Origin of the sequence: Peribacillus sp. TH14 (assembly GCF_016651145.1) — a bacterium.
In the GTDB taxonomy this organism is placed as follows: domain Bacteria; phylum Bacillota; class Bacilli; order Bacillales; family DSM-1321; genus Peribacillus; species Peribacillus butanolivorans.
In genome coordinates, this window is the sequence record NZ_JAEKEK010000001.1 from 5,297,853 (window position 1) to 5,318,376 (window position 20,524).

At 38.7% G+C, this 20,524-nt stretch carries 19 protein-coding genes, 1 pseudogene and 3 riboswitches; of the genes and pseudogenes, 5 read left to right on the forward strand and 15 right to left on the reverse strand.

Annotated features, from left to right (window positions below; all coding sequences use genetic code 11):
- Nucleotide 1: 1 nt before the first annotated feature.
- Genes JFU50_RS25520 through JFU50_RS25565 form a run of 10 tightly spaced genes read right to left on the reverse strand, consistent with a single transcriptional unit; the run spans nucleotide 2 to nucleotide 9,343 of the window.
- Nucleotides 2–1,126 carry a cobalt-precorrin 5A hydrolase gene (locus tag JFU50_RS25520; RefSeq protein ID WP_201180805.1) on the reverse strand — a complete coding sequence of 375 codons (1,125 nt, stop codon included), beginning with the start codon at nucleotides 1,124–1,126 and terminating at the stop codon, nucleotides 2–4.
- The gene (gene cobM / locus JFU50_RS25525) at nucleotides 1,123–1,899 is read right to left on the reverse strand and encodes a precorrin-4 C(11)-methyltransferase (protein WP_098174651.1); all 777 of its coding nucleotides are present in this window, start codon (nucleotides 1,897–1,899) and stop codon (nucleotides 1,123–1,125) included. The genes JFU50_RS25520 and cobM overlap by 4 nt, the downstream gene beginning before the upstream one ends.
- Nucleotides 1,896–2,603 (reverse strand): precorrin-2 C(20)-methyltransferase, encoded by a 708-nt coding sequence (gene cobI / locus JFU50_RS25530; RefSeq protein ID WP_053345849.1) that lies wholly within the window; start codon nucleotides 2,601–2,603, stop codon nucleotides 1,896–1,898. Before cobI ends, cobM begins: the two co-directional genes overlap by 4 nt.
- On the reverse strand, nucleotides 2,596–3,810 hold the full coding sequence (gene cbiE, locus JFU50_RS25535) for a precorrin-6y C5,15-methyltransferase (decarboxylating) subunit CbiE (protein WP_201180807.1): 1,215 nt from the start codon (nucleotides 3,808–3,810) through the stop codon (nucleotides 2,596–2,598). Before cbiE ends, cobI begins: the two co-directional genes overlap by 8 nt.
- Complete coding sequence (locus JFU50_RS25540; RefSeq protein WP_056526998.1) at nucleotides 3,794–4,906, reverse strand: cobalt-precorrin-5B (C(1))-methyltransferase; 1,113 nt, start codon at nucleotides 4,904–4,906, stop codon at nucleotides 3,794–3,796. Before JFU50_RS25540 ends, cbiE begins: the two co-directional genes overlap by 17 nt.
- A gap of 8 nt (nucleotides 4,907–4,914) precedes the next feature.
- Nucleotides 4,915–5,559, reverse strand: coding sequence for a precorrin-8X methylmutase (locus tag JFU50_RS25545; RefSeq protein WP_053345847.1), 645 nt, complete (start codon nucleotides 5,557–5,559; stop codon nucleotides 4,915–4,917).
- Between the two features lie 12 nt (nucleotides 5,560–5,571).
- Nucleotides 5,572–6,342, reverse strand: a complete 771-nt coding sequence (gene cobK, locus JFU50_RS25550) for a precorrin-6A reductase (protein WP_201224721.1) — start codon at nucleotides 6,340–6,342, stop codon at nucleotides 5,572–5,574.
- On the reverse strand, nucleotides 6,339–7,286 hold the full coding sequence (locus tag JFU50_RS25555; protein WP_201224722.1) for a sirohydrochlorin chelatase: 948 nt from the start codon (nucleotides 7,284–7,286) through the stop codon (nucleotides 6,339–6,341). Before JFU50_RS25555 ends, cobK begins: the two co-directional genes overlap by 4 nt.
- A gap of 18 nt (nucleotides 7,287–7,304) precedes the next feature.
- Entirely contained in the window at nucleotides 7,305–8,960 is a 1,656-nt protein-coding gene (gene cobJ, locus JFU50_RS25560; protein WP_201224723.1) for a precorrin-3B C(17)-methyltransferase, read from the reverse strand.
- Between the two features lie 14 nt (nucleotides 8,961–8,974).
- Nucleotides 8,975–9,343, reverse strand: a complete 369-nt coding sequence (locus tag JFU50_RS25565; RefSeq protein WP_201180812.1) for a (2Fe-2S) ferredoxin domain-containing protein — start codon at nucleotides 9,341–9,343, stop codon at nucleotides 8,975–8,977.
- A gap of 151 nt (nucleotides 9,344–9,494) precedes the next feature.
- A riboswitch (cobalamin riboswitch) is annotated at nucleotides 9,495–9,684 on the reverse strand.
- Nucleotides 9,685–9,895: 211 nt separating this feature from the next.
- Nucleotides 9,896–10,091, forward strand: a riboswitch (cobalamin riboswitch).
- 177 nt (nucleotides 10,092–10,268) lie between these two features.
- Between JFU50_RS25565 and JFU50_RS25570 the strand changes: the two genes are divergently transcribed.
- The 4 genes from JFU50_RS25570 to JFU50_RS25585 are packed head-to-tail and all read left to right on the forward strand — an operon-like array spanning nucleotide 10,269 to nucleotide 12,952.
- Complete coding sequence (locus JFU50_RS25570; protein ID WP_201180813.1) at nucleotides 10,269–11,012, forward strand: energy-coupling factor ABC transporter permease; 744 nt, start codon at nucleotides 10,269–10,271, stop codon at nucleotides 11,010–11,012.
- 1 nt (nucleotide 11,013) lies between these two features.
- Nucleotides 11,014–11,328, forward strand: coding sequence for an energy-coupling factor ABC transporter substrate-binding protein (locus tag JFU50_RS25575; RefSeq protein ID WP_201180814.1), 315 nt, complete (start codon nucleotides 11,014–11,016; stop codon nucleotides 11,326–11,328).
- A complete protein-coding gene (gene cbiQ, locus JFU50_RS25580; protein WP_098174658.1) occupies nucleotides 11,312–12,088 on the forward strand; it encodes a cobalt ECF transporter T component CbiQ in 777 nt (258 codons plus the stop codon). The genes JFU50_RS25575 and cbiQ overlap by 17 nt, the downstream gene beginning before the upstream one ends.
- 18 nt (nucleotides 12,089–12,106) lie before the next feature.
- Nucleotides 12,107–12,952 carry an energy-coupling factor ABC transporter ATP-binding protein gene (locus JFU50_RS25585; protein WP_201224724.1) on the forward strand — a complete coding sequence of 282 codons (846 nt, stop codon included), beginning with the start codon at nucleotides 12,107–12,109 and terminating at the stop codon, nucleotides 12,950–12,952.
- Between the two features lie 190 nt (nucleotides 12,953–13,142).
- On the opposite strand, the gene JFU50_RS25590 is transcribed toward JFU50_RS25585, so the two are convergent.
- From JFU50_RS25590 to JFU50_RS25600, 3 genes and pseudogenes are all read right to left on the reverse strand, one after another.
- Nucleotides 13,143–13,364 (reverse strand): YozQ family protein, encoded by a 222-nt coding sequence (locus JFU50_RS25590; protein WP_201224725.1) that lies wholly within the window; start codon nucleotides 13,362–13,364, stop codon nucleotides 13,143–13,145.
- 438 nt (nucleotides 13,365–13,802) lie between these two features.
- Nucleotides 13,803–14,537: a polysaccharide deacetylase family protein gene (locus tag JFU50_RS25595; RefSeq protein WP_201180816.1), complete on the reverse strand. Its 735-nt coding sequence runs from the start codon at nucleotides 14,535–14,537 to the stop codon at nucleotides 13,803–13,805.
- A gap of 489 nt (nucleotides 14,538–15,026) precedes the next feature.
- Nucleotides 15,027–15,763, reverse strand: a pseudogene (locus JFU50_RS25600) (TerC family protein).
- Between the two features lie 556 nt (nucleotides 15,764–16,319).
- Between JFU50_RS25600 and JFU50_RS25605 the strand changes: the two are divergent.
- Nucleotides 16,320–16,718 carry a hypothetical protein gene (locus JFU50_RS25605; protein WP_201224726.1) on the forward strand — a complete coding sequence of 133 codons (399 nt, stop codon included), beginning with the start codon at nucleotides 16,320–16,322 and terminating at the stop codon, nucleotides 16,716–16,718.
- A gap of 172 nt (nucleotides 16,719–16,890) precedes the next feature.
- On the opposite strand, the gene JFU50_RS25610 is transcribed toward JFU50_RS25605, so the two are convergent.
- Both JFU50_RS25610 and JFU50_RS25615 read right to left on the reverse strand, forming a co-directional pair.
- Nucleotides 16,891–18,336 (reverse strand): alanine/glycine:cation symporter family protein, encoded by a 1,446-nt coding sequence (locus JFU50_RS25610; RefSeq protein WP_201180820.1) that lies wholly within the window; start codon nucleotides 18,334–18,336, stop codon nucleotides 16,891–16,893.
- A gap of 423 nt (nucleotides 18,337–18,759) precedes the next feature.
- Nucleotides 18,760–20,070, reverse strand: coding sequence for a Na+/H+ antiporter NhaC family protein (locus tag JFU50_RS25615; protein WP_201224727.1), 1,311 nt, complete (start codon nucleotides 20,068–20,070; stop codon nucleotides 18,760–18,762).
- A 229-nt stretch (nucleotides 20,071–20,299) separates the two neighbouring features.
- A riboswitch (SAM riboswitch) is annotated at nucleotides 20,300–20,405 on the reverse strand.
- Between the last annotated feature and the right edge of the window lie 119 nt (nucleotides 20,406–20,524).

Here is a 20,524-nt window from a genome sequence, read left to right on the forward strand (position 1 = left end):
CTTATAAAGGAATAATCCCTACAGAAATAGTGACATTTCCCGATTTTTTCTTAACCAGCTCCAGTTGTTCCGCTCCTGTAAAAATTCTAACAGCTGGCTCACTCACACCATAAGCACCTGTGTATTTATATACTGTGTCTGACGGAGCTTCAATTTTAGCCTGATTAAGTTCTTCCGGTTCAAAATACACAAATTCCCAACCGTGTTTTTGAACGACTTCGAGCAAACCAATTTCATCTTTCTTTATTGAAATTGTACATATTGCTTTAACACTTTTTATTGAAAATGATAGTTCCGCTAATGTTTCCACAATTACCTGCTCAATTTCAACGGCTGATGTTCCTCGATTACAGCCGATTCCAAGAACAATGACTTTTGGACGAAATACAATACCATTGTCCAGGATCTTATTTTCAGTCTGCCTAAGCTCCCGATGAGTAACTACTAAGGCTGCTTGAGGCTTTGCTTTAAGGGCGTCATCAATTGACGGATAAACGATTATTTGTTCAGGTAATACTGTTTCATACGTCCACCAGTTCCGTTCACCCGACTCCTGAACGATTGCAACATGCTCTTCATTTACAACGGACGCACTGACTGGCGTTAATTTTTCCGCAGAATCCCAAACCCAGCCAAAGCGCTGGCCAAATAAATCGACAGGAATTGTTTTTTGTACATCTGATGCAGTTGTAATAATTGCATTTGCATCAAGCGCTGCTGCAACTTCCTTGGTAAGTTCATTTGCTCCTCCAAGGTGTCCTGACAAAACACTGATAACATTCTCCCCTTTGTCATCAATGACAACAACTCCTGGGTCCGTTTTTTTATCCTTCAAAATTGGAGCTATCATCCGGACGACGGCACCGAGTGAAATAATTAAAATGATTCCTTTATATTCCTTGAATAAAGCGGGTAACAGCATACGGACACTTCCCGAAAAAAGCTGGATTTGTCTGTGCTCTTCATCCCCTTTTTCAAACTTGCTCATGTAATATAGATCAGAATTTGAAAAAACAGTGTGTAATTTTCTTGCTAGTTCTACACCATGCTTTGTAATCGCTACGATTGCATAAGTATGAGACTGTTTTATGGGGGCTAGTTCCTCTTCTTTTAATTCAATGATCATGGCTTGACACCTTTTCGGAAACCGTGGGTAAAGCTCGCATCATATAGTTTGGAACGGTATTCATCTTTATCATGGATATTAGGGTCTAACGCCCATCCAGCCAAAATCATTGCATGCTTGCGGATTCCATTTTTACGCATATCATCATCTAAATTCACTAAGGTAGTACGAACAATTTTTTGGTCCGGCCATGTTGCCCGTTGAATGACTGCAACAGGCGTATCATCTTTCCACCCCGCTGTTTGGAGTTCTTTGACGATTTTTTTTGTTAAGGTTGCGCTTAAGAAAAGGGCAATCGTACAATGATGACTCGCTAAATCTCGTAATTTTTCGAATTCTGGAACCGGTGTCCGTCCTTCAGCTCTCGTTAAAATAAGTGTCTGAGTTAAATCGGGAATCGTCAGCTCGGCGCCAATTGCTGCTGCTGAAGCAAATACTGAACTAACACCAGGAATCACCTCATAGCCAATATCCTCTTTCTTCAATAGAACAATTTGTTCCATGATTGCACCGTACATAGCAGGATCTCCTGTGTGAATACGGGCTACCATTTTTCCTGCTTTAACACGATCAACCATAACATCAACAATTTCTTCCAAATGCATTCCAGCCGTTTTCAGCACCTCGGCATCAGGTTTTGCCTTTGCAATCAATTCTTCATTTACTAATGAATCCGTATATAAAATAACGTCTGCTGTTTGGAGAATATTCAATCCTTTTACCGTAATCAAATCCGGATCTCCTGGACCAGCACCTACAATATATATTTTCACTTTCTCACCACCATCAAAGTTAAGTATTCTAGTTCAAGTCCTTCCAATTCACTTAAGTTCCAAATTACTTCTTCATCGGAAGTGACTTTGGTTACAACTGAAGCCTTTTCAAGCAAATCTAAATCTTTTAATACAGTTATCATTAAATCGATTACTTTTGCGACTTTAATGAACACTACAGCATCATGATCTTCAATCGCCTTCTTCATCGCTTCATAATCATCTCTTGCAGGAATAATCGCGACATGATCATCGCCATCTGCCAAAGCAATGCCCAATCTTGAAGCTGACCCGTTAAACGAAGAAATGCCTGGTACCGTCTTAATCTCAACTTCAGGATGCAATTCCTGCATCAATTTCATCATATGTATGAACGTACTATATAAAAGCGGATCTCCTTCTGTAACGAAAGCAACATCCTTACCTTCATATAACTTTTGCCAAACCTTCTCAACTGTTTCGTTCCATTCCCGATCCAAAATCGTTTGATCCTTCGTCATCGGAAAAACAAGTCCGAGCATTTCCTTCTCCTCAGGCCGAATGTATACTTCTACGATACGATGGGCGTAGCTTTTGCTACCTTTTCTTTTTTTCGGATACGCAATAACTGGCGATTCCTGAATGACTCGAAACGCTTTTACTGTAATAAGCTCCGGATCTCCAGGACCGACGCCAAGACCATATAATGTACCAAGATTACTCATTCATGTCTTCCTTTCGTTGTGCAGTAATGATATAAACCGGATTCAGCGGAACAAATCTGTTCATTCCTAAAATAGGCTTGCTTCGTGAAATTTGAGCGTGCATGATGGAGGTTTGAAAACCTGCTTCTGCAAATGCCTCGTTCGCACGGTAAAGATTTTCTATCGTAGCGGCATTAAGGACAATCCTTCCGCCTTTTTTCAACCGATTGCAGCAAGTATTGATGAGGTCTACCATCTCTCCGCCTGTCCCACCGATAAAAACGGCATCCGGATCAGGAAACGTTTCTAAGCCTTGCGGTGCTTTTCCATGAATCGCCGTTAAATCGGTACGAAACTTACGTTGGTTTTGTAAACAATTTTCTAAATCCGGCTCATTTTTTTCAATCGCAAAAACTTGACCTTCAGGTGAGAGCTTCGCAGCTTCAATCCCCATTGAGCCCGTACACGTCCCAACATCCCAGACTATGCTGCTTTTCTTAAGTTTTAACGCATGAAGGCTTAATACTCGAATTTCCTTTTTGGTAATGAGACCTTTATCTGGCTTCCGCTGCGAAAATTCTTCATCTTCAATGCCTAAAGACCAGCTCGGTCCTTCAGATATCTTTTTCAAAATGACGACATTTAACGGAGAGAATTTCCGCTCTATCATTTCTTCAAGTTCATACCAGCCTGAATGTTCATTTTCTCCTTGAAGATTCTCCGCCACAAATGCCCGATATTCTGTCATACCAAATGATAGAAGATATTTAGCAAGTTGATTAGGACTATTTTCAACGTCAGTAAGCAATGCAACTTTTGCTTTCCCATCGATCCGTTGGGCCAACCCTTTCATACTTCGACCATGAACACTAACAAGGAAAGCATCTTGCCAGCTTTCACCCATTTTGGCAAAAGCGAGTTGAATTGAACTAAAATATGGGTATACTTCTATATTCATCTTGCTGGAAAGATAGCCGCCAATTCCGTAAAATAGCGGATCACCAGAAGCTAAAACGACCGTCGGACGAGTCTCTTCCTGTAGTCGTTCTACAACTGCTTTCATGCCGCCCTTTATGACAATTTTCTTTCCTTGATAATTCGGGAAGAAGGACAAGACCCTCTCACCGCCGATAAGCACTTCACTTTCTTCAATCCATTGTGCATATTGAGGCAGTAAGCTTTCTTGACCGTTATCTCCTATCCCGATTAATTTAATCGATTGAGTCAATTCCAACAGCCCTTCCTAGTAATTGTCCTTTCAACGAATAAATCGCTGTTTCCATTTCAATGCCGCCCTTCACTTGCTTTAATCCTGAGTGACAGCAGGCTTCACAAAGTTTATTGAAGAATTCTTTGTTATCAATCTCGGCCATCATATCACCGACTTGCGATGCGGTGTTTGCGTTCTTAATTTCAAAAACAAGATTATCATCTGCTCCGACACTTTGGGCAATTTCAGATAAAAAGCCGAAGTCGACTGGTGCACTTTTTGAATGCACCATCATCACACCTTGTGCAACTTTCGAAAATTTCCCCATCATACCGACAAGAGATACCTTTTTAATTCCCTGTCTTTTGCATTGCTTTAGCGAGAACCCTACAAAGTCACCCATTTCAATAAAGGCTTCTTCAGGTAACCCCTGAAGAAGACCCATTGCATACTTTTCGCTTCGACCACCTGTCGTTAAGACAAGATGATCACAGCCACCAGCTTTAGCAACACTAATCGCCTGAACAATACTTGCCATATACGCGGAACTGGAAAAAGGAACGACGGTGCCCCTTGTTCCCAAAATGGAAATGCCACCGACAATCCCTAACCGGCCGTTTAATGTTTTCTTCGCAATTTCTTCACCTGCTGGTACGGATATAACGACTTTCACACCTCTATTAACCTTAAATTCTTCTAATGTTTGTTGCACGGTTGTTAAAATCATTTTGCGCGGCACAGGATTAATTGCCGCTTCTCCGACAGGAACAGGAAGACCAGCTTTGGTCACGCGACCAACACCAATCCCTCCATCCAAGATGATGCCAGGTGTATCTACCCAGCTGACAGTAGAAATTATATGTGCCAGATGAGTGGCATCTGGATCATCGCCAGCATCTTTAATTGTTTCTGCACTAACTGAATTTTCCGTTATATCATATTTCTCAATTGTAAAAGTAGCATCTCTACCTATAGGCAAAGAAATCGTTGCCTCCTCAAGTGCATCACCAGTGATCAATGCGATCAATGCCGCTTTAGTTACTGCTGTTGAACAGGCTCCGGTCGTATACCCATGCCGCATTTGGGAGGGATCTTTCTTGACTTTCTTTTCCATGATTTAACCTAATCAGCTAAAAGGGAAATCGCATTCAATGCCGCAACCGTGACAGTACTTCCGCCTTTTCGGCCAACATTTGTAATGAATGGCACTTCGGTAATTTTTGCTAGTTCTTCTTTTGATTCCGCGGCAGAAACAAATCCAACAGGCATACCAATAATTAAGTCGGGTTTAGCAATCCCTTCTTTAATAAGACGAATGAGTTCTAATAATGCTGTTGGTGCGTTACCAATGGCATATATCCCGCCTTCATTTTCCTTTACGGCTTTTTGCATCGAAATGATGGCTCTTGTCGTTTTCAATCGTTTTGCTTCAACCATTACATCTGGGTCTGAAATATAGCAATGCACGTCCCCGCCATGTTTTTGAAAACGTTTTTTCCCCGTTCCACTTTCTATCATTTGAACATCGGCAATAACATGTCTTCCTTTGCGGATTGCTTCCACACCAGCTTGAATGGCATTTGGATGGATAATGACACTTCTTCCTAATTCAAAGTCTGCTGATGCATGAATTACACGGCGAACTATCTTCCACTCATCTTCTGAAAAATCATGATTACCCATTTCTTCAGCAATAATTGAAAAACTATAATCATATATTTTATCTGGATCAACCGTTAGGGGTTTAAAATCTGTTTTAAAATCCATCGTACATTCCTCCTATTTTTCGTTTAGTTGTTTTTTCAAATCGGCAATGACCAGATTAAAACTGGAATGAACATTTTTATAATCAACATCAGGACGAGAAATCATAATCGTCTCAATTCCACATTCCAATGCTGCTTCCAATTTCTCATCAACAGATCCAACCTTGCCACTTTCTTTTGTAATCATTAACGTGACACCATATTGATTGTATAGCGCTTTGTTCAATTCTTTTGAAAATGGACCTTGAACAGCGACTATATTTTTTTGCTCAATGCCTAACTGAGCACATTTTTCCATATTATCAATGCGCGGAAGCATTCTCGCTATCACTCTTGTATTCTCCAGACCTACTAACTCTTTAGCAAAAATCGCTAAGGTTTTACTTCCAGTCGTTAGCATAATAACTCCCCGCTTTGTAGCAGCAAGCTTGGCGGCTTCAGCATAATCACGAACCATAATCAATTTCTCATTCTGGAATCGTTGACTTTCACGTTCATAACGAATATAAGGAACATTTGCTTCCTTTGCTGCCTGAAGAGCGTTTTTCGATGCTTCTTCTGCAAATGGGTGACTTGCATCAACTACCGCATGAAATCCTTTTTCGATGATTAAAGATGCCATATCTGTTGCAGTTAATCGTCCAATTTGAGTTGCTATCTTCGCATCTTGCAAACTTTTTGCTGCCGACTCGGTTACTACCGTTGCCAAAACTTGGAATCCAACCCGTTGGATTTCAATCGCTAATTCCCTTGCATCGCTTGTACCCGCTAAGAACAAAATCATTTTGTCGTCCCCACCACTTGCTCATCATGGTCATGGTGGTCATGTCCATGGTCTGTTTCATGACCGTGATCGTGGTCATGGTGGTCATGCCCATGGTCGTGATCGTGGTCATGATGATGATGGTGATGGTGGGCATGGCCATGTTCCTCCACATGTTTACGATAGTTTTCTAGATCACGGGTACCACTTGACCTTCCTTCGCTAGCTTCGATTACACGTTCTTTCAGTATGGTTTGTAATGTTGGATGATAACCAAAGTATTTCGCCAAAACAAATTCATGCTCTGGATATTGGTCTTGATAGCCTGTTAGCATATTCTCCATTCTCTCCATTAACACACCTGTGAAGAGGAAATATGGAAGCATCACTATTTTTTTGGCACCTAACCGAATACAGCGTTCAATGCCTTCATCAACAAACGGATCCGTAACACCCATGAAGGCATTTTCGACCCACTTCACATTTAATTTTTCCCACAATAATCGTGAAATTTTATAAATATCACTATTTGCATCAGCATCACTTCCACCTCGACCTATCAGCAATATTGCTGTCTCCGGATGTTCCAAAGATGTATCGAATCCAACTTCCTCAAGGCGATCTGTCAGAATCGTTAATACTTCCTGGTGAACCCCAATCGTTTGTCCATATGTGAATGTAACCGCTGGATACTTATTCCTTCCATCCTCTATTTCAGCTGGAATATGTAATTTTGAATGTCCTGCATGCAACAAAATAATCGGAATGACAATAACTTCAGTGGCTCCTCTTTTTATGCAATTGTCAATGCCTTGGGATATACTTGGCGTGGCAAATTCCAAGAAGCATGTTTCAATTAATAAAGAGTCGTCCATTGTTGGAATCATATTTTTAATAAAATGAATAACTTCGTCGTTTCCAGAAGCTAGTCTGCTTCCATGTCCTACGAATAATACTGCTTTCATTTGTTATCCCCCTCTTGATTAGTCTTCACAAGGCGCAGGCTCTATTTTTATTTTGGGAGCAATGTCTTGATATAAATAGCCCTGTATCTTTTTCGCCCGTTTGAAATATTTAAATAGTCGTTCATTAGGATGAGCATTTTGTTTATATTCGTTGACAATGTTTGTAATTAATTCAACTAGTTGATCCGGTTCAATTCCTTCTGCAACTGGTTGACCAGGATGAGCCGTTCTGCCAACAGGTTTCGCTCCAAGGAATAAATCAAATTTCCCTTTTCGGAAAACGATCCCTATATCATCCATCACTGCACTATAACAAGCCATTCCACACCCATTAAAACCAATGTTCAGTTCCTTAGGCATATCAATCCCACCAAGCACCCTCTGTATTTCATCCGCGTAAGGAATGGATTCCACTTTTTCACCATCACAGAAATCACAGGCTTTTAAAGTCAATACATCCCCAATTGGCGATAATAAAAAGTTTGCTGATTGCAATTTTCCAGTAATAACTTCTGGATCTGTTGTAGGAATCTTTAAAACGATTTTATGATTTGGCGTGTATTCCATCGTTCCCTTTTCTCCAACAACTTCTGCAAGTGTCATCATTTGTTTCGGAGTAAATTGCTTGTTCGCCACACCTGGGCTAACGGCAAGCTCGAATACCGACTCAATTTTTTGCTGAACAATCGGCGTAATTGATTGCTGAACTGTTTGACCCTTAACTCTTGTGAGTGCTTCCATTGCCACTTCAAAAGAAGTGCTCTTTTTTTCTGGTGCTTTTGTAAGCAATCCAACTCCGCCAGTCGACTCGGTGTACGCTTCCTGCATAGAACCTGTTTCTTGATCTAATGCCCAAGGTTCTGCTTCTTTTTGCAAGCGTTGATGCGGCTTCAATGGTTGCTTTTCCGAATTCAATGTATACTTTCTTTGATATCCACGTGGCGTGATGATTTTGTCATCATATAAAAAGGAAGATGAATTTCCAATAATGACGGTTGTTAGCATCCCTATATCGTGATTTAACATGTCTTTCAAATTGGTTATCACAATATCCTGACGATCGCGATAAGCACTTTTTACCAATCCGACAGGTGTTTCGGGCGAGCGGTAACGCAGTAAAATGTTCTGTGTTTCAACAATTTGCCTTGTCCGTCTACCGCTTCGAGGATTATAAAGTGCAATGACAAAGTCAGCCATTGCTGCAGCCTCCACTCTTTTGGCAATCAGATCCCAAGGCGTTAAGTGGTCACTGAGGCTGATGGTACAGGAATCATGCATGACAGGTGCACCAAGTAAAGACGCACATGAATTGATGGCAGAAATACCAGGAACGATTTCAATGGCTACTCCCGTTTCTTCTTTCCAGCCTTTTTCAATCAATACTTCATAAACCAGCCCTGCCATTCCGTATACCCCTGCATCACCACTCGAAATTACAGCCACTTTCTTTCCCAACTCCGCCTGTTTCACTGCTTCTTGTGCACGTGATACTTCTTCAGTCATACCTGTACTTATAATCGTTTGATCTGTAAGAAGGCCCTGTATGAGTTCCACATATGTTTTGTAACCAATGATGAAGTCACTTTCTTGAAGGGCTTCTACAGCACGTTTGGTAATATGTTCAAAATTCCCTGGTCCAAAGCCAACGACAAATAATTTACCGTTTGTACTCATTTAGACATCTCCTTTTACAACTTGTCTTTTGAAATTCCTGTTTGAGCTGGAAAATCTGGATTAGGAGTCATTTCTCCATTAGTAAATTGGTAAATCATCTGTGGAATGAACTTCTCATCATCGAGATTACGGACAATCTCTCGTCCAAAATCAGGTGAATCCACTCGATACCATGTCCCTTGAGGATAAGCAATCACAACGCAGGCATCCTTACACCTTCCGTTACAGCGAGTTCTAGTAGTATGAATTTTTTGATTCAGACCTTGTGAAGTAATTTCATCACGAATTGCTTGCGTTATTTCTTCGCCACCTTTTTTCATGCAACTGCTGCCGTTACAAATCAAAAGATGCGAATTTGTGCCTTTTAAGTTCCAAGTTGTCATCTTCTTCCTCCTAAATCTGAGAAAAGGCAAAATAAAAAACCTTAACTGTTAGAGTTAAGGTTTTAAAAAAACTATATGAAAAGGGAGCCTCCAGCAAGCAAAGTGAAACTCTCAAAATCTCCATAGTCCTTCTACCTTTCCCTCCGAAAAGTATCACACAATTTTAAAAGCAGGTTTCCTGGCTTACGCTTCAATTTACTTTTGTCCCTTCCCAGCTCTAGGCCAGTGGTTATCGACAATTTCATCAGCGTTACAGTAGCGGGGGCTGCATCGGATTCTCACCGATTTCCCTATTATCCCTTGCGTGTTCATACAAGAGCACTTTTAAATTGAAATATTTGGTTTTATAATAATATATTTCTAGTTAACTTTATCTATCATATAACAACTTTTTTAAAATTCAATAGTTTATTCCGACTGTTTTGAAAAGTTTAATGGTGAAAATCCAGCTTAATGCCTATCCTCACTGCGATTTTATCCTTCTCAAAAAAAATATGAATAGAGTGTAGATGGAATCATTGCTTTATGGTACAATAAACGAGAATTTTCAAAAAATTACATAAGTTTTATGGTGCTAGATTCCTCGGAATTTAGCTTAATAGGGAAGTCGGTGTAAATCCGGCGCGGTCCCGCCACTGTAAAGGGAAGTCCTAATACGTAATGAATAATCCACTGTCAAACGCGATGGGAAGGATGTATGAGGATGATGATCCAGAGCCAGGAGACCTGCCATGAAGCGTGAAACTGTTTACAACCTACGAGGATGGGTGTGCGGATCAGGCAGCTAAGCTAATATTTGTATTATGCTGCAAACTTACTGTTCATTACGCACTTCTTTCTTTTTGAGAGAAGTGCTTTTTATGTTGCCCGCCACTTCTCTTCTCAGCTTTAATCATTAAAAATAAAAGCGTTGAAAGGAGAAAAAATGAAAAAAGCCAATTGGAAAATACTTTATTTTGTCATTTTACTACTTTTCGTACCAAAGAAAGCAATGGCAATGCATATTATGGAGGGCTTCTTACCGATCGAATGGGCGATATTCTGGTGGGCTGTGACACTTCCATTTTTAATCTTGGGTTACCGTTCTATTAGGTCTAAAGTGAAGGAAAACCCAGAAACAAAAATGATGCTGGGTCTGTCCGGCGCATTCGTTTTTATTTTATCAGCCCTAAAAATCCCTTCCGTTACAGGAAGCTCTTCACACCCTACCGGCGTCGGTTTAGGTTCAATCTTGTTTGGGCCACTGGCCATGAGTGTCGTCGGTTCTATTGTTCTGTTATTTCAAGCTGTATTACTAGCTCATGGAGGACTAACTACGCTAGGAGCCAATGCCTTTTCCATGGCTGTTTGCGGGCCGTTCATTGCTTATTTTGTATTCAAAGGCGCTACTAAATTAGGTTGGTCCTTCTCTCTTGCTGTTTTCTTAGCAGCAGCTTTCGGAGATTTGGGCACCTATGTGATAACTTCTGTACAACTTGCTTTAGCTTTCCCATCGGAGGTAGGTGGATTCATGGCCTCATTCACTAAATTTTCAGGAATCTTTGCCCTTACCCAAATACCTTTAGCAATCAGTGAAGGTTTATTGACAGTCGTTGTCATGAATTTCTTGAAGAAATACAATCTAGGCGAATTGAAATTACTGCGAGTGTTATCTAAGGAGGCTCGTTAGCATGAAAAAAAGTTTATTGTTGCTTTTTCTAGTCGTCATACTTGCTATAATTCCGTTAATCACCCAACAAGGAACAGAATTTGGTGGAGCTGATGGAGTGGCGGAAGAAGCCATCACTAAAATCCAACCAGAATATAAGCCTTGGTTCAACAGTATCTGGGAGCCGCCAGGTGCAGAAACCGAAAGCTTATTGTTTGCTCTCCAAGCCGCGATTGGCGCCGGATTCATAGGATACTTCATCGGCGTTATGCGACAAAAAAATAAACAGTCCGTTCAAGAAAAGGACGAACAGGCAAAACATGTTACTCATAGATAAATACGCCTATTTCAACCGGCTAAAGCATGTACATCCTTTAGAGAAAATGATTTTTGCCCTCTCCCTTTTGTTGTTTTCTTTAGCAGTGAGGGATACGACCGTCTCACTCATCACCTTTACCGTGATGAGTGCTTTTATCATTTTCGGGGCAAAAATCCCAATCTCTTATTATCTAAAATTACTCTTATTACCTGGATTTTTTGTACTATCAGGTACAATTACCATCCTTTTTTCATTCGCAAGTAAATTCACTTCGATACCAAATGTATGGTGGTCCTGGAATTTCGGTAGCTGGCAAATATTTATCAGCGAAGACAGTATAAAAACGGTAATTGGTCTAATCGTTGTTGTATTAAGCAGTATCAGCTGTTTATATTTCCTAACCTTAACTACTCCCATCACAGTTATACTATATGTATTGCGTAAGCTGAAACTGCCTTCATTGCTGATTGATTTAATCGAATTAACTTATCGCTTCATCTTTATTTTTTTAGATACAGCTATGGCCATTCATCAATCACAGTCATCACGGCTTGGGTATAGTTCAGTGAGGAAGGGAATTCGATCTCTCGGGTTACTCATATCTTCCCTGTTTTTAGGAGTGTTTCAGCGCTCTGAACAATTAACGATGGCAATGAACGCAAGAGGGTATCAAGAGAATATTTCATTTATCGATGACTCTTACACTTATTCCTCTCGTAATTGGCTGATTACCATTGTAACTCTAGTAAGCTTATTCTTTATTTATAGATATATATAAATTGGGGGCAGTTCGATAATGGAAGAACATATTTTTAATATAGATGGCCTCACCCATCAATTCGCAGATGGGACGTTCGCATTAAAAGATCTTTCTCTTACTATTCAACAAGGTAAAAAAATTGCTTTATTAGGCAATAACGGTGCCGGTAAGTCAACTTTATTCCAACATTTAAACGGTCTATTAAAGCCAACAACAGGATCCATCAAATTTAAGGGAAAGAAATTAAAATATGACAGAAAAACATTATTACTATTACGAAAACAGATTGGAATCGTTTTTCAAGACCCGGATTCACAACTTTTTTCCGCTAATGTTCAACAGGATATATCGTTTGGACCGATGAACTTAGGTTGGGAAAGAGATGTCGTGCGGGAGAAAGTTGAATGGGCGATGGCCCAAACAGAAGTAACAGAATTGAAAGATAAGCCCACCCATTTTTTGAGCTTAGGACAAAAGAAGCGTGTTGCCATAGCTGGTGTGTTAGCCATGGAACCCGAAGTCTGGATCCTAGATGAGCCTACGGCGGGATTGGATTCTTATTTTTCCAAACAGATTATGGCTCTTTTGGATAACATCCATCTCCCTGATAAAACAATCATTTTATCAACCCATGATGTTAACTTAGCCTATCAATGGGCTGACGAAATCATTGTCATGAACGATGGAAAGGTCATATATCAAGGAGATCCTGTCACTATTTTTCATCATGAAGACCTTTTGTATCAAGCACATTTAGAAAAACCATGGATATTTGAAATGTTTCAATCACTTATTCAATCAAAGATATTCACAGAAAAAGACCCTGCCCCTAGAACGAAAGAAGAATTACTTCAAAAAATGGAGATTGAAAAGGTTAATTAAGAAGCAACCCCTAGCCTGTTTCATTAGGTCAAAACAAACTAGGGGATAAAATGGAGATATTCTTCACTATCCAGGTAATTGAGTCGGTACCCCAATACCTGGATAGTTTTAACCTCAGAGAAACACAAGTAGCTGCAAAGTATCACTCTTGAAAGCTCATGCAATGCCCTGGTATTTATCCCTAATTATTTTATTGGCTTTCTTCTTCAGCCTCTTCCCCTTTTATCTCTATATTCTTTCCGTCTACATCATCAACTATAGATTGCATTTCACCTTCCGTATAGGTATCCGAAACTTGCTCGTGGGTTTTAGCAAGCCCATAGGACAATGTATCCTTTCGTTTATAATCACTGACGTCATAAATTCTTCCAGCTATATCTAAAGAATCCTTTTTTGATTCCTTGCTATCCATAGAATTCACTCCTTATTTCGAATTATTTTTATCTTGCCTATTTTATTAAAACAGGGAAACTTGGTTTCATTTGTCATCTCATATAGATTGACAGCATGAAGTAATAACAATGGTATTTTGCGTAAAAAATAATCCAATATTCAATAAAGATAAAAAAATGATTTATCACTGATTTAACAACCAGAGGGTTCAATCTTATTTGAATGGGAAACATGGAGGTATTTCAGTATCCATATCCATCATTCCTATCCATTTTTATGAACTCCGTTTAATGTTATTTTTTCAAAAAAGCGCCCAATTGAAGTTGAAGAATGAGGTTAATTTCATCCTCCTTTTTTATTTGAAATTTTCCTTGTTTCTGATCCATTAGCTTATAAGCACTATTACTTTTCCCTTAGGTCCAATAGAAAAAGCAATTACTTGGAATAGGAACCGCCTTCATTCTCTGTCAACAATCTTTGCAAAGTCGTCAAGGCTAGTTGAATATTTGATATAGATTCGTGGTAAAAGATAGAGTTCGTCTTTAATGCCCTTCTCAGAAAATGGTTCAGGAGTTGTCGTAAGTCCAAACAAATAATATTTCTTCGTTTCTGCTACGACTTTGTCATTGAAATTCCCGTATGGATACGCAAGTGCATAAACTGGTTTGCCCGTTATTTTTTGAATTTTATCTTTGGACCCTTTCATTTCATATTCATAATTTTTAATTTTCGTCAAGTCAGGATGTGTAGCAGTATGAGACTGAATTGAGATCATACCCGAATCAGCCATCGTTTTCAAATCCGATTTCGATAATCGGTTTGAGCGACCAATAAAGTCAGATATAACAAACATGGTACCAGATGGTTTAAAACGTTCGTTTTTCAATTTTTGAAAGATAGCAAATGCATTCAGGTTGTTTTTGTATCCGTCATCAAAGGTAATGAAAATGGGTTTGTTTACTTTATTAATGTCTTGCCATCGATCAAAAGTTAATAATGTGTAGCCATGGTCTCGTAAATAAATCATTTGTTTCTCGAAATTCTTTGGGGTTACATATAACTCCATAGAACCGTGTCCATTAAACTCGTCAATCGAATGATAAATTAAAATAGGTACTTTTCGTTGAGCAATAACTTGTGATGGAAAAATTAAGATAAGAAGACATAGGAAAAACATTGCTATCTTTTTCATAAAACTCCTCGCTTTGTATCCTTTTTATATCTTTTCAATTTATTGTTCCTCAAAAGCATAGTTCTATTATGATTTCTCTCATATTTCATTCTATCTTCCATTTTGATCAATGGTGACTTTGATATTCCCAAATGAAAAGTAATTCCCTAAAACACTAAGGAATCGGCTTTTTTATAAGTCCTCCTTCACCAATAACCCTTTTTGCTTAATAAGAATTTCTGTTATTCTTCATCATCAATTTCTTCTTCAGAGTTTAGAAAGAAGATATGCAACTTCTAGATGAACTTTTCCTTCCACCACTCACCTCCCCCTTTAGTAGGTAAGAAAAAAAGGTTGCCGCAGACAACCTCCCTTATTAAAGTAAAGCACCCCTTAGTAGAACAAAACTTTTTCGTTTAATTATCAAATAACTCAAAATTAGTAAACGGAATGAACGTTTGTCAATTTAAAAATCGTTATTTTTTTACAGACAAATATATTTATTTTGCTTCACTGTTTTTCTGTTCTTCCTTTAGATAAAAACCATCCACCTAATGCAATAAGCAGCATTACTGACCAAAAGATTGTATTCCAAATAGGTCCTTCAACAAACTCGTGAGGAATAATGTGCAAGGCTGGATGCGCAAGAGTATGCATTAATAACTTAACCCCAACCCAACCAACGAGTAACATTGCTGCAGTTTCAAGACTAGGGCGTTCTGTCAATATCTTAACGAAGTAACCTGCTGCAAACCTAATAACAATTAAACCAGCAATTGCTCCTAATAAAATAACTATAAATTGTGCGCCATCCATCCCCCCAATTTCCCCCATTGGTGTATCTGGCAGGGCAATGACAAGAGCTACCGCTGCTAAAATAGAATCAACAGCGAAGGCGATATCAGCTAATGCAATTTGCACAATAGTCATACGATAGCTTTTCCCTTTTTTCTCTTTTTCTCCGTGGTCCTTTTTTAGTAAATGTTTTAATGAGATGAAAATTAAATAAGCAGCCCCAATTGCTTGAACTTGCCAAACGTGGAAAAGGTACGAAATAATAAAGATTGCACCAATCCTAAATATAAAAGCTAATAGCAACCCAATATTAATCGCTTTTTTTGCAGTTCTTCTGGTAAATGTTTTGACATAATAGCTAAAACTAAAGCATTATCTGCAGATAATAAACCTTCTAAAAAAATCAAAATAATTAATACCCAGCCATACTCTAATAATAAAGAAAGTTCCATATTATCCCCCTATAAATTATCACTTCATAAGCCAGTATAAGTATGCTACATGAGTTTAATAACGTTTTGTATTATCGGTATTATATTTCACCCAGCCCATATTAAAGAAAGTTTGCCTTTTTCTTATTCCAATATTGTCTCAACGTATCCACTTCCTTATTCAACTCTTCTGCCCCGATAGTGGAATAAGAAAGGACATATGCTTTTTATATGCTGATATCCTCCCACCTATAAACGAATAATTTAAGTTATCATCTGCAATGTTAGTTAACATGCTATCCACTATTTTAGCTCCCATTGCCTCATAAGAAGTGGCAAGAACTATTTTTCTCTAACCCTTTAACACTAGCCGAATTGAAGTCTAAACTCTTAAATTCAGGAAGGAGTTTTTTTAATAATTTTTTTCTATCTCTAAAACTTGAAGTTCGTTTAAAATATATATAGAAGTTACGTCCTATGTCAAAATTCAGTTTGACGAGTTAATTCTTATTTCACTAAAGAAGTATTGAGTTGAAGAAGGCGATTTAATTAAAATAACGAAAATGATGTATTAGAGGTGATTAAATTTAACAAAGTTTTTGTCTTAGATGGTGAAAATTTTTCGGACTTTAATGGACTCTGTAACGAGTTTTCGAATGTAGTTCTCTCTGGAAAATACAAGTGGAATGGAAGTCTCGATGCATTTAATGATATTTTATTTGGTGGTTTCGGTGATATAGAAGTTGAAGAAGAATATACAATTTTTTGGAGAAATTCTGTCAAATCTAAAATCGATTTAGTGTACGGAGAAACAATAACCATACTGAATGAGATGTTGAAAAATTGCCATCCAAGTAATGAAGAAAAAGTAATTAAAGAAATAAGGGATGCAAAAATGAACATTGGTTCAACTATATTTAATTGGGTAGAAGAAATTATCCTTGATAATAAAAATATAACGTTGATTTTGGAGTAATCCTTTATCAAGTAAAGGGTAGCGTTAGTTGAATTAAAAAGGGAACTTAATATGTATCAAGAGTTCCCTTTCTTAATGTATACATATCAACATTTAGATTTAACATCGCCTATACAAAAAAAGCTTATAGACTTGTCCCAAAAAAAGGGACTTTTCTACAAGCTGAAATGCCTTAATTTATCTTTAACTTTCGATTGCTCTTACTCTCATCCACATTATCGGATGGATCACCCCAACATTCCACATTCTTCAAACCTTTAATATTGTTTACATGGAAAACTGGGTTTTTTCCACTCTTCTTTTGTTTTTGATAATCGGCTAGTGCAGCAAATGCAATTTTTCCAAGTAAGGCTATGGCGATTAAGTTGATAATGGCCATTAACCCCATCAGCAAGTCAGCTAGACCCCATACAAACTTGAGTGAAGCAAGCGAACCGAAAATCACCATCCCAACGACTGCGATACGATATAAGTTTAGCCAAACTTTATTTTCATTAATAAAGCCAATGTTCGACTCTCCATAATAGTAGTTACCAACTATGGAACTAAAGGCGAATAACAGTACGATAATGGCAAGGAAAATGCCAGCCCAAGATCCTAATGCCGTACCAAGTGCATTTTGGGTAAGGACTATACCATCTGTTTCCTTCGATGTATACAGGCCTGAGAACAAAATGATGAAGGCGGTCGAACTACAAATGACAAGCGTATCCACAAATACACCAAGAGACTGAATGAGCCCTTGTTTTACGGGATGACTGACATCTGCTGTCGCACCTGCATTAGGGGCACTACCCATCCCGGCTTCATTAGAAAATAGACCTCTCTTGATTCCTTGCATCATGGCAGCGCCTAGTGCTCCGCCAGCAACTTCCCTTAATCCATCAAAAGCACTTTCAAAGATTAAAACAAAAACACCAGGTAACTCGGTAATATTCATGATAATGATAATCAATGCTACTATCACATATGCTCCTGCCATAATCGGTACGATGACTTCAGATACTTTTGCAATCATTTTAATGCCTCCAAAAATGATGACAGCCGTAACAAGAGCAAGGATGATTGCCGTAACCCACTTATCGATCCCAAACGATTCATTGAACGCACTTGTGATCGTGTTGGCTTGTACAGAGTTGAAAGCAAGCCCAAATGTAAGCGAAATCAATACAGCAAACGTGATACCCATCCAACGGGCATTCAATGCTTTTTCCATATAATAAGCAGGGCCACCTCGGAATGTATCGCCATCCTTGACCTTATAAATTTGTGCAAGTGTACTTTCAATGAAGGCAGAGGCAGACCCGATAAGTGCTATTAACCACATCCAGAAAACGGCTCCTGGACCACCCATTGTGATGGCTATGGCAACACCTGCAAGGTTACCTGTTCCAACCCGTGAAGCAGTACTGATGCAAAAAGCCTGAAACGATGTCACACCTTTTTTATCCGCTGTGGCACCTTCTCCCAAAAGCCTGAACATTTCCCCTACCATTCTGAATTGGACAAACTTCGTACGAACGGAAAAATAAAGACCCAATCCAATCAGCATAATAATCAGTATTTTTGACCACAGTAAATCATTTGTTCCACTAATAAAACTTCCTAACATCTCCATTAAAAACAAACCACCTCTAATTATTAACTTATATATGATAGCAATTGACAACCATTGTTTATTTCCCCATTCTCTCGGTAAGATAAACGATAGAAGTCCATAGTAAAAAAGGGAGATTCAAGAATGAATCCCCAATACAATAATCTATTATATCCTACCATTCAATTTATTTCATTCATAAATTTGAGGAATGAATCGGGAAACTCCCATCGAGAATAAGAATGATATAATATTCTGTATCATTTCTAAATATAAATAATTATTCTCCCACGCTTTCTGATACTTTCAATTGAACCCTTCTAAGATCAAAATTGTAAAGAGTTCTATGAATAAAAGCTAAATATATATTTATTAAAATGGACGCATATAAAAAAACACCCTAGATCTAAAGATTCAGGGTGTTTTTCTGTTTAATTCACTTTTTCAAGAAGTATGTTTCTTCTCTTCGCTCCCTGAAAATCGCGGAAAACCAATCAAAATGGCTATGACTCCACAAATCCCAATTAATACTGGGTAAAAAGAATAGGGTAAAATACTTACAGGTGAAATTTGTGCTACCCCCGCCGCAACAAGCAGTTGTGCCCCATATGGAATTAACCCTTGAATACAACAAGCAAAAACGTCAAGCAAGCTCGCCGATTTACGGGGATCGATGCCATACTTTTCCGCAATATTTTTGGCTAGCGGACCGGCAATGATAATAGAAATCGTGTTATTTGCCGTAGATAGATTTGTCAAACCGACTAAACCGGCAATGCTGAATTCAGCACCTTTTCTTGATTTGCTATTACGGGTCACGACGTGGAGAAGATAATCGATGCCGCCGTTATGTTTGATGACTGACACAATACCAGCAATTAAAATGGCAAGAAAAGAGATCTCATACATTCCCGCCATTCCATCCCCCATTTTTTGAATGACGCCCATCAGTTGATAACTACCATCCGCTAACCCGATAATTCCGGCAAACACAATACCGATGGAGAGGACAAGGAACACATTGACTCCAGCTAATGCAGTGATCAAAACGCAAATATAAGGTAGAATCTTCACCCAATTATAGGAATGTTGAGAGATAGCTGCTTGTTCACCCATTGTTAAAAAGCCAAGGATGACACATGTGATGATGGCCGCAGGTAAAACAATGAAAAAATTCACTTTAAACTTATCCTTCATTTTCGTTCCCTGCGTTCGAACAGCTGCGATTGTCGTATCTGAAATGAAAGATAGGTTGTCACCAAACATCGCACCACCGATAACGGCGGCCATTGAAAGGGCAAGCGAAATATCGGTTTGTTCACTAATTCCTACACCTATAGGTGCTAGCGCTACGATTGTTCCCATGCTTGTCCCCATAGATAGAGAAATAAAACAAGCGATAATGAAAATACCTACCATTAATAGATTTTGCGGAAAAACCGATAACGCAAGATTCACCGTTGATTCTACCGCACCCATTCCATTCGCCACTTCTGAAAAAGCACCGGCCAAAAGGAAAATGATAACCATTAACATAATATTGGAGTCCCCGGCACCTTTACAAAAGATTTCAACTTTTTGATTGAAAGACTCTTTTCGATTCATTGCCAATGCAGCCGCTGATGCAATCGCAATCGCCACAATCACCGGAAATGAATAAAAATCTCTTGTAATAACCCCGGAACCTATAAATAAAATTAAAAAAACGACAAATGGGACTAAAGCCCAAGGATTCCCTTTATTGTTTGTACTCATGATGAACACCTCTTTTTATTTTTCCCATGACAAATATGTCATAGCCCTTATTCATTGAACTAATTCGGTAAAAAATTCTAGTAAGATCCAACATTTCTTTCATATTATTGTAAGCATGACTCCAAAAGCATAATAGCCAATACGAAGCTAAAGCTAAACCATCGAACGTGAAAAAAGACCTCTTCTATTAAACAATAAGAAGAGGTCTTTTAATCTATAAAAAACACCCTCCTCATCTTTCAGACGTATTCGCCTGCTGGATTTGGCACAGCACTCCTATTAAGTCTGCTGCCGAGACATCTTCGGGCCAGTCCCTCCGTCTCTCTTGATAAGAAGATCCAAATTACGTAATGATATTATCAAATGTTCCGATGTCTACGAGTAAAGAATCAGGCAGGTTAACAAGTGCACTGCATTGTTCGATTGCTAAGTTGTCTTTTTGCAGTCCTAGCTT